The organism is Brunnivagina elsteri CCALA 953, assembly GCF_002289455.1.
GTDB classification, from domain to species: Bacteria; Cyanobacteriota; Cyanobacteriia; order Cyanobacteriales; family Nostocaceae; genus Brunnivagina; species Brunnivagina elsteri.
Genome location: NZ_NTFS01000238.1, coordinates 1 through 10,427, shown reverse-complemented (window position 1 = coordinate 10,427; position 10,427 = coordinate 1). Strand labels below are relative to the sequence as shown.

Below are 10,427 nucleotides of genomic sequence, written 5' to 3'. Positions count from 1 at the left end.
CTTCGGGAACCCTCTACCCTACGGGAACGCCAAAGGCGAACGAGGGAACGGGAAGTCTTTCGCCTACGTTCCTCAGCATGACAACACAGGATCATTCATTTTGTGGCTTACTCTTATGAATATTTATTTTAGATTTATTTAATATTTTCTTGATAAATAACCTACCTGCAATCAAAATACATAAAACTATAAAAAGAAAAGACGTAAATGGTAAAAATTGCTACAAAATAATGTTCTTTCATTTGACTAAACTAACAAAACCTACGATACCAATTAATTGCTACTAACGATAGTAAACTACCTAAAATCAAGGTTTACACAATAGGGATCATAGATTCTAGAAGTAGAAATTGGGCACAAAAGGTAAATTTATATCTCAAGTTATATGGTCGATTTGTAAAAAAACTATCATAATGAGAAAACATCTAAAATTCTTTCAAGTAGTTTAGGTTTTGATAAAGTAAGTCTTTCCATTTGTATATTTAATGTAAACTAACTTGAGAATAATATCTTGAATAAAATTTAGTCAATTGAATCAAATAGATTTATAAAGTTTTAAGTTCCAAGTTTTAAGTTCCAAGTTTTAAGTTCTAATTCTCTTTTAGAGGAATTCCTCTAACTCTCGTCCTAAAAAATCATTAATTCCAGGGTTTTAAAATGCAAATAATACAAAAAGTTCGCTGTCCAAACTGTGGTAGCGAAGCTGAGAGACACTATATTGATGACAGTGCATTAACTAGAACTCAATGTGCTGTTTGCGATTACCTAATGGTTAGCTGTACTCGCACAGGGAAGGTCATAGAAGCTTATGCACCAGGTATTCCCGCAAAAAGATAGGGATTTAATCACTAATTACTAATTTCGGTAGAGAGACGCGATGTCAATACTCGTCGGTTAAGGATTTTTCGTCAAAATTTTGGTGTGTAGAGAGGTTGCACAGCAACGTCTCTACGAGGTTATATGTCAGTTGATTTGTCCTAACCGAGCAGTATTGGACGGGATGTTATACGCGTCTCTAAACTTTTGATTTTTGGGTGCGAAGTTGTCCACAAGCTGCATCAGCATCCAAACCACGGGAATAACGAACGCTGACAGCGATATTTTGCCGCTTGAGGATTGTCAAAAAAGAGTTAATGCGATCGCCCCTTGGACGTTGATAATCTGCATCATCAATGGGGTTGTAGGGTATCAAATTTACATGACTCTGAAATCCACGTAAATTTTTAGCTAACTGCATTGCATGTTCCGGTAAGTCATTCACACCAGCCAGTAAAACATATTCAAATGTGACACGTCGTCCCGTAATTTCCACATAATCGCGACATTCGGCGAGTAAATCTTTGATTGGGTACGAACGAGCGCTGGGAATCATTTCTTCGCGAAGCCCTTGATTTGGTGCATGAAGACTAACAGCAAGGGTTACTTGGAGATTTTCATGTGCCAATAGACGGATGCGATCGCGAATGCCGACAGTGGAAACTGTAATATTACGCTGTCCAATGCCAATATCTTTATTCAGACAACGAATTGCCTCAAGTACGTTGTCGGTATTGAGCAATGGTTCACCCATACCCATAAAAACGATATTACTGACACGACGCTGGAAGTCTTCCTGTACAGTCAAGACTTGATCGACAATTTCGTGTGTTGCTAAATTTCGCTTGAAACCACCTTTACCTGTCGCGCAAAAATCGCAACCCATTGGACAACCAACCTGAGTGGAGACACAAACAGTCAAACGGTTATCGCTGGGAATACCAACAGTTTCTATAATTTGCCCATCAGCAAGTTTTAGCAAATATTTGATTGTTCCATCAGAAGCAACCGAACGAAGATGTTCCGTCGAACGTCCAATGGGAGTTTCTGCAAGTTCGCTTCTCCATTGCTTGGGGAAAACTGAAATATCGGCAAGGGAACGAACACCTTTGTTATAAATCCAGTCATGCAATTGCTTACCCCGATATGCGGGTTGCCCTTGCTGCTGAACCCAGGTAGCTAACTCATCTACCGACGCTCCCAACAACGGTGGGATAGATTTTTGTTGTGCTGAAATATCAAGTTGAGGCAATATGGAAGAAGTCATATTAGTAATTTTTAGATGAGGAGCGAAGAAATATTCGCCCACACAGAATTTAGAAGTCAGAATATGGGGGTTATACTATCTTAAAGTTTTTTTGTAAAAATAGATGTTCGATTTTTGGTTTCACGCAGAGTCGCTCCAGACGCAGAGAGGGAATGCTCAATGCTCAATACTTCGGCAAAGCTCAGTACAAGTCCCCAATTCCCAATTCCCAATTTCCAATTCCCAATTAAACTAAAGGTAATAAAATCTCGAATTCCGTACCTTTGCCAAGTTGCGATCGCACATTTAATTTACCTCCGTGTCTAGCTGTCACAATTCGATAAGTCGCTTCTAGACTGGTTTCTTTTTCTGCACGTTTTCCGATGGAAAAGGATTCAGTGATTTGTTGTAGCTGTTTTTCGGACATTCCGACACCATTATCTTGAATGCGAATCGAAACCCAACGGGAATCACCCATATAAGAAGTTGTAGATAATTGTGTAATTACTTCGGTTGTAATTTCAATTTGCGGTTTGCGATCGTAAGCTATTGTGTCTAGATTATCCAGATTATACTGCTGTCTGATTGCTTCATCCAGCAATCCATCAACAGCGCGACTTAAAAGGTTCATAAAAACTTGGTTTAATTGTCCGAGGAAACAATATATGGGAGGTAAATAACCGTAGTTTTTAACAATTATAATTTCACCCTTAATTCGACTATTAATCAATAAAATAATACTATCGAGACAAACATGTAAATCTACGGGTTTTGGATGAATAGTATCAATATGACAGAAATTTTGTAAACTATTAACAAGCTTTTTTAATCTTTCAGCACCAGTCCGAATACTTGCCAGTGACTTGCTTAAATCTTGGTCTAAAAAATCAAATTCAATATCTTCTTTTATAGTATTAATTTCTTCGGAAGCATTGGGGTATTCTCGCATGTAAGCAGTAACTAATTTCATCAAGTCTTGGCTATAGTTAGAAAGATGAGTTAAATTACCCCAAATAAAATTTACAGGATCGAGAATTTCGTGGGCAACCCCATCGACCAAGCGTCCTAGACTTGCCATTTTATCATTTTGAATAATCTGTGCTTGACTGCGTTCGTAGCGCACTTGCGTTTCAATCCCCCGAATTTGCCACGACGCAATATTTAATTCATGCACATCAAGCAAGCTATATGTGTCAGGTAACGTTTTGACGACAATTGGTTCAGCTAAAAGTTCGGGGGAACGTCTTAATGACAATTGCATTGCGGCTAAAATGGAGGTTGTATCTGGCAGCGTTAAAATTCCCGTGCGAGTATAACTGTGGAGAATACTTAGAGGCTGGTCAAAAAATATTTCTTTTCCAAACGGACGAATTAAAAACTCTAATAACTGCCGTCGGGAAATCATTCCCACATATTTACCCTCTTCCTGCAAAATGACTCCAGGTAAAAGTGGGTTCTTTTCAAATATTTTTGCTACTTCCGCACCAGTGCAACTTGTCTCTACCTCGAATATGTATAGCGATAATTCCTGAAGCGTAGATTCTATACCGAGGTCACTTTTATTACCTTCGGGCAAAAATGGTTTTGATATTTCCGACACAAAATTTTGTTGCACTGGGAACCCTGATTTTTTTTAATTACGGATTACTATGTAAAATTTGCTAACGACTAAGTTAACACTTCCAGGCTATTTCAATTTTTGATGAAGCGGTATGTGGAAATTGGGGAATTCGACTGAGACGCTCCATCGGAACGTCTCTACGGGGGGTTTGCGAATGTTGATAATCGTTGTTTTGTGGATATAAATCTCTGGATGATGAAAAATTGGTAAATACTTGATGAAATTGCGTAGAAGTAGGCTTTTAAATAAATTTAATTACTGTAAGTATGAGTATTGTTAATTAAGCATCAATTACAAAAGTCATTAAAAGAGGTACAAATGCTGGAACATGAAGAATAGTCTTGACTGATGATGGGTAATTGGGGTATTTTTTACGTCTTGTTACTTTTAGTGTTATAAATTCCAGATTAAGTTAATCTTCTACTTGCTTTTGATCCCCATTCCGATAGAATGGCTTGACATAACCTTAAAACTCAACATCACTATTTTTTCGATGGCAACGCCCATGAATCAACTGAATAATGGTTTTACCATATTTCTCAGTCTGTTAGTCGAGGCGATACCGTTTTTGCTGCTAGGGGTTTTATTCTCCAGTTTGCTGCTGTTTATGGTTGACGAACGCAAACTAGTTGAAAGAATGCCAAAAAACCCGTTATTAGGGGCATTTGTCGGCAGTTTGGTAGGCTTTTTGTTCCCTGTGTGTGAATGCGGAAACGTCCCTGTGGCAAGACGTTTCCTGATGCAAGGTGTGTCAACACCAGCTGCGATTGGTTTTTTATTGGCAGCACCTACGATTAATCCGATTGTGATTTGGTCAACTTGGACTGCTTTTCGCGATCAGCCTGAAATTGTAGTATTACGTGTGGTGTTTTCGCTGATTATTGCCACGACAGTTGGCTATGTTTTCAGTTTTCAGAAGGATTTAACACCAATCGTTCAACCTGCGATCGCACGATATCTCAAGTTTAATCCACCCCCGCAACCAGAATCTAAAGGTCGTGGTGATATGCGATCGCAAACTCAAATGCAAACGGGTTCGACTTTGTTGCAGTCTGGTAGCTACTGGTTAGGTGGTAAACGTGGAAACCAAATTACTCGCATCGATCCTAGTGCTGTAGATGTGGCAGGTACGCTTTCAGTATCTAGTAAGCCAATGTCGGAAAAATGGCAGCTAATACTTGATAATATCATTCAAGAATTGCGCGAATTAGGCGCGGTTATGGTATTAGGTAGTGCAGTTGCTGCCGCTATTCAAGTACTTGCACCTCGTGACTTAATTTTAAGCTTGGGTGCTGGTCCTGTCAGTTCAATTGTGGCAATGTTGATATTGGCTGTTGTTGTCTCGATTTGTTCAACTGTCGATTCATTTTTTGCGCTTTCGTTTGCTTCGGCTTTTACTAGTGGTTCGCTGTTAGCTTTTCTTGTTTTTGGACCAATGGTTGATATTAAGGGTATTGGTTTGATGTTGTCGATTTTTAAACCACGAGCTTTGTTTTATTTATTCATGCTTGCAGGATTGTTAACGTTTTTGTTTACATTAATTTTGAATTTGCACGTTTTGTAAAAAGAGTTAGGGGTTATAGCAATTTAATATGAAGACACATAAAATAACCCCACCGCCTGTGGCACCTCCCCTTACTAAGGGGAGGTCTGGAGGGGTCAAATAATGTGCAGATTCACATAGGATTGGTATTAGAAATTAGGAGTTACTAAAATAGGCTATAACTGATAACCAATGACTCATAGCTAATAACTCATAATTCACAAGTTATAACTCAATAGTTCGCAATTTAAAATTCATAACTCACAACTCATAACTCATAACTCTTTTGGTAATGACTTCCACCCCAGCAAAAAAAAATAGAAAAAATAGAAAAATTATGCCTTGGCTTGATGTCCTAGCAATTGCGGCTTGGGGCATTTTAATGTTGAAATATTGGGCAACTGGTAAATTGAATTTATTGATTCACCCAGATTATTTTTGGTTGGTTGTTGTTGCAAGTATTGGCTTATTATTAGTTGCTTTTTTCAAATCAAAACAATTATTAAAACGACGACAGATTATTGAAAATACTGCATCCGATCAACATATCACCATTTTCCCCCCAGGATGGGGTAGTTCGTTGCTGATATTTACAGCGCTCCTGGGATTTGTCTTTACACCGCAAGTCTTTGCCAGCGAAAGTGCGATGAATCGTAGTGTGACAGAATTACTTGGACCAACGCGATCGCAACCCCAAGCTTTTCGTTCTTCGGTTCGTCCTGAAGACAGAAGTTTGGTTGACTGGGTACGTACTATTAATGTGTATCCTGAACCTGACAAGCACGCAGGACAAAAGGTTAAAGTTCAGGGTTTTGTGATGCATCCGAAAGAGATGGATAAAGAATATTTTATGCTATCGAGGTTTGTAATTACCTGTTGTGCGGCAGATGCATACCCCATCGGTTTACCTGTCAAACTCAAAGAAAATAGTGATAAGTACCAATCGGACAAATGGTTTGAGGTTGAAGGCAAAATGATTACCGATACGATAGCCGGAAAACGTCACACCACAATCGAAGCAAGTTCACTTAAGGAAATTCCCCAACCCAAAAATCCATATGGTTCTTAGCTGAAACAAAAGAAGAAGTGGGAAAGTAAGAATTTATACTCATTTCTAATTCCTAACTTCTAACTCCTAACTCCTAACTTCTAACTTCTAACTGCCAACTCCTAACTTCTAACTCCCAATTCCCTAGATATGGCTAAGAAAAAAAAACTATTACTACCACTTGACCGAATTGCGATCGCAGTTATTCTAGTGCTAACTGTGTTAATTGGGATACTGATTTCTCAAGGTGATGCTGTTAGAGCTAGTGTCCGAAATTTTAGTTGGGAAGACAGAAAAATAGGTGCTGAAGATACATCTTTTAACCTGGTTTTTAGTCGCCCAATGGATACTAAAAGTGTAGAAAGTAACCTAAAAATTGAACCGCCACTCGCTGGTAAAATCAGTTGGGCTGGTCGGAGAATGGTTTATACGCTGCTATCACCAGCAACATACGGAACTACTTACAAAGTTAAGTTAGAAAATGCACTAGATAAATTTGCTGCTAAAGAAGGTAAAAAATTAACTTTACAGCCATTTACAGGTAGCTTTAAAACACGCGATCGCACTATTGTTTATATTGGTACTGATGGGGAGGAGTTAGGTAAGTTGGTACTCTACAACCTTACCCAAGGACAAAAAATTATCCTCACACCTAAAGATTTGGTGGTGATGGATTTTAAACCCTATCCACAAGGGGATAAAATTCTCTTTTCGGCTCGTTTGACAACGAATCCAGACTTGCTTTCAGGTAAACTCTATAGTGTCACTACTGGAGTCCCCATACAACCAGACACAGAACCCGAAGCAGCAAGTAAAGTTGAGCTAGTTTTAGATAATAAAATCGACGGTAAAACTTACCAAAATCTTAAATTTGACCTTTCCCCTGACGGGCAAACAATCGTCATTCAACGTGGTATAAAAGACGAACCTGGTAATTTTGGGCTGTGGTTTATGCCTACCCCGGTTGGTTCTATAAATGACAAACCTGAACTAACTCGCATCGAAAGTCCTCCTGGTGGAGATTTTCTCATTACCCCAGATAGTAAAGCTGTTGCGGTGGTTCAAGGACAAGGTGCAGCCATTTTACCTTTACAAAAAGATGGTACTAAACCACTAGATTTTCTACCTCAGTTTGGCTTGGTGCAAGCGTTTTCTACAGATGGTACTCAAGCAGCAATGGTTAAATTTAATAGTGATTTTAGTAACCCTACCCAATCATTATTCTTAGTCACAAATCAAGGGGTAAATAAGGAACTGGTCAAAGTCAAAGGTTCTATTCTCAGTTGCCAATTTGACATAGCCTCCACAAATCTTTATTGTCTGATTACCCAATTGTTACCTGGTGAGCAATTTATTGAACAGCCTTACTTAGTGGCTTTAGACCTAAAATCGGGAAAGCAAAAACCATTATTAGTGCTTCCGGCTGGTCAACGCAATGTGAAAATGAACCTAGCTCCTGATGGTTTAGGAATATTATTTGACCAAGTTGTTTCTCAAGAAGCCAATGCTCCAAATGCTGCTAATGCCATTAAATCATCTGAAGGAGAAGCGATCGCATCTAGTAGTCTCTGGTTAATGCCTTTATTACCCGCAGGTGATTCAGCAGCAGCCAATATTAAGCCGGAACAACTACCTTTAGCTGGATATTATCCACGTTGGTTGCCGTAGTCGCAATGACTAATTCGGTAAAAAATAGTGACAATTTTGTAGTTACGAATTATAACTTAGTATCCCTTACGTCAATTCCAATAAATCAAGCTAGTACAGGTTGGCAGAAGTAAACGACCCTTTAAAATTCGTGAGAAACTTACAGAATAAGCAATATTCTTTCTACCTTCTGCCTTACTTCTCCCATTGTGTACTAGTTGAAACTCCCATAGCTAAAACTGATGGGTTTTCATCTGAGAATTGCTGTAAAATTTGTGATTGGCTTGATTTAAGTACTGAAAAATGACAACATTCTAGTATGTCTATTGGTTTGGTGGAAATGGTGCAAAAAATACCACTAACAATTTAATCAATTTGGTCAGTGCTATGGGGATGTCATAAGTAAAATTTTAGAAAGCAGTGCAGTTAATGCAATGGTGATTTTTACGAACTTTTTGATAAACCTACGGTTTATCAAAGTACCGACAGACTACGTATCGAACGGATTAACCCCGTCTCAGGCGTTTTTTGTGCGTTCAAAGTTCAATCGATAGCAATATAGCCTTTACAAATCGAAACTTGTGGGTGAAAAGTCATGAATGAAGCTAACACCCCAGATAATGGGGCTTATGGACAATCTCCATTATCTGAGAATACGACGCGGCAAGATACTTCCCATTATGCAAGTTGCCCGTTTAACTCGGTTTTGTCAAACCAAAATTTACAAAATCAAGATTCACAAAATCAAAACCCAGAAATTTCTCAAGAAATTCTCAAGTTACCTCCAGCACGTTCTCAGCAATCCGATTCTCAACCTGATTTATCTGAATCTCAAGCAAAATCTCCAGTAGAATCTGAAATTATTAACAATTCCACACATAGGGACTCGGATTTTCATCAAGTCCTGACATTGGGTAATGAGCAGTGGGAAAGCAAAATTATCCGTGACAATGATTTATTAGAAGTTAAATCAGAAGTTAAATCTGAAGAGGCAGTATCAGAAAAGCCTGACATTTCACCACAAGATGATTGGGTTGCTGAACCCGATCGCAATAAATTGGCTTTAATTGATGCGGAGTTTCAGCAACTTTTAGTGTTAAATCACGAATTACGTACAGCCAATAGTGATTTATACAACCGTGTCGAAGAACTAACATCAAAATTGTCAGACTCAGAAAAATCTGTACAGTTGCAGCAAAAACGCTACAAAGTTACCGAGTCAATGCTGAAAGAGCAAACCCAGGAACTTTGTGCAGCACAAGAACAAGTGCGATCGCTTTACCAACAATTAGAAAATTCTTTACAAAACATTCAACGTCAAGAAGCTTTAATCGAAACCTATAAAGCCCAATTAGAATTTAGTCAGCAAAGACTGGCACAATTAGAGCGGGAATGTGCTTTGTTGCAAACCAACCATAATGAGCAATCACAGCACCTATTTCAATCAGAAAATACTTGTCGTGAATTGCGTACAAGGCTAATGCGGCAACAGCGTCAGACTTTGCAGTTCAAAGCAGCATTAGAAAAATGTCTCGATCCGACACCTAGTTCCGAAATTAGCGATGAAAGGGAAGAATTTCCAGTAGACAGCAGCACAAATCAACAATCTCCCTTTTTAAAGAAATTTAAATCTTTATTTGTTAATGCTCAACCAATTAAACCTTGGTCATCGGAATCTTTTGGGGAAGATGCTGAAAATAATAGGGAAGAAATTTCGTCTACACATCAAGAAGTTCCATCATCTACATTCAACCCCCCATTCAATATCTCAGAATCGGAAACACAATCACCACAACCGACAGCAGAATCAGTCGAATTAAAGGGAGCAACCTCTAAATCATCAGATGTTAGTTCAGGTTCTCCTAGTTTGGAAGAACAAATCGATAGTGTGATTCAAATGTTTTTTACCTCACAATCATCAGAGGTAACATCTTCTGGTTCTACATCTCCTGAATTTAATATGGGTGAATTCAATCATGAATTTGAGAAGGAGGAATTAAGCACTTCGGATTCGATTTGGGATACAGTCTCAAATAGCTTAGATAGCGCTATTTACTCAGAAAAAGATGATGCAAATGATGTATTAATTAATGCATCTAGCGAGAAATCAATTACACCCGAAATTGTTATTGAACCAAACTCCCAGTTAGAATCTCAGTCAAAACAACCTTTGGAAGAAGAAGATTATTGGGCAGAAGTATCGCAATTAACAAACTTAGAATTACCTGCAACGGAATCACCTTTCCATCCTGCAAATACAGATGAGGAAACTTCTCCATCCCCAGTGGTTTTCCCTAACCGACCACCAAAAGGACGTAAATCTTTAGCGTCAGTAGAATTACCGAAATTTCGTTCACAATAATTTTATTTTTTCTCAGCATTAGGATGGTGGGGAATGATACAAATTAGGACGAATAAATTAGGGAACAGCAAAAAATAAATTCTCCATAATTGTAGGGGTGGGGTGAGTCCACTTGGCGGTGTCGGTTTCCGTCCCCGAAGTTTG

Annotated in this window: 7 protein-coding genes; 5 read left to right on the top strand and 2 right to left on the bottom strand. The window is 38.6% G+C overall.

All coding sequences use genetic code 11. From position 1 onward, the window contains the following. Positions 1-657 precede the first annotated feature (657 nt). Positions 658-837, top strand: coding sequence for a replication restart DNA helicase PriA (locus CK510_RS19300; protein WP_095723250.1), 180 nt, complete (start codon positions 658-660; stop codon positions 835-837). Between the two features lie 178 nt (positions 838-1,015). Here the strand turns inward: CK510_RS19300 and rlmN are convergent, their stop codons facing one another. Beyond that, on the bottom strand, positions 1,016-2,083 hold the full coding sequence (gene rlmN / locus CK510_RS19295; RefSeq protein ID WP_095723249.1) for a dual-specificity RNA methyltransferase RlmN: 1,068 nt from the start codon (positions 2,081-2,083) through the stop codon (positions 1,016-1,018). A gap of 226 nt (positions 2,084-2,309) precedes the next feature. After that, positions 2,310-3,677: an ATP-binding protein gene (locus tag CK510_RS19290; protein ID WP_095723248.1), complete on the bottom strand. Its 1,368-nt coding sequence runs from the start codon at positions 3,675-3,677 to the stop codon at positions 2,310-2,312. Positions 3,678-4,188: 511 nt separating this feature from the next. On the opposite strand from CK510_RS19290, the gene CK510_RS19285 reads away from it, so the two are divergent. The 4 genes from CK510_RS19285 (at position 4,189) to CK510_RS19270 (ending at position 10,283) form a co-directional block, all read left to right on the top strand. Then, the gene (locus tag CK510_RS19285) at positions 4,189-5,247 is read left to right on the top strand and encodes a permease (protein ID WP_095723247.1); all 1,059 of its coding nucleotides are present in this window, start codon (positions 4,189-4,191) and stop codon (positions 5,245-5,247) included. A 271-nt stretch (positions 5,248-5,518) separates the two neighbouring features. Further along, positions 5,519-6,295 carry a TIGR03943 family putative permease subunit gene (locus CK510_RS19280; RefSeq protein WP_095723246.1) on the top strand — a complete coding sequence of 259 codons (777 nt, stop codon included), beginning with the start codon at positions 5,519-5,521 and terminating at the stop codon, positions 6,293-6,295. A gap of 129 nt (positions 6,296-6,424) precedes the next feature. Then, positions 6,425-7,942, top strand: a complete 1,518-nt coding sequence (locus tag CK510_RS19275) for an Ig-like domain-containing domain (protein ID WP_095723245.1) — start codon at positions 6,425-6,427, stop codon at positions 7,940-7,942. Positions 7,943-8,516: 574 nt separating this feature from the next. After that, positions 8,517-10,283: a hypothetical protein gene (locus CK510_RS19270; RefSeq protein ID WP_095723244.1), complete on the top strand. Its 1,767-nt coding sequence runs from the start codon at positions 8,517-8,519 to the stop codon at positions 10,281-10,283. Positions 10,284-10,427: the final 144 nt, after the last annotated feature.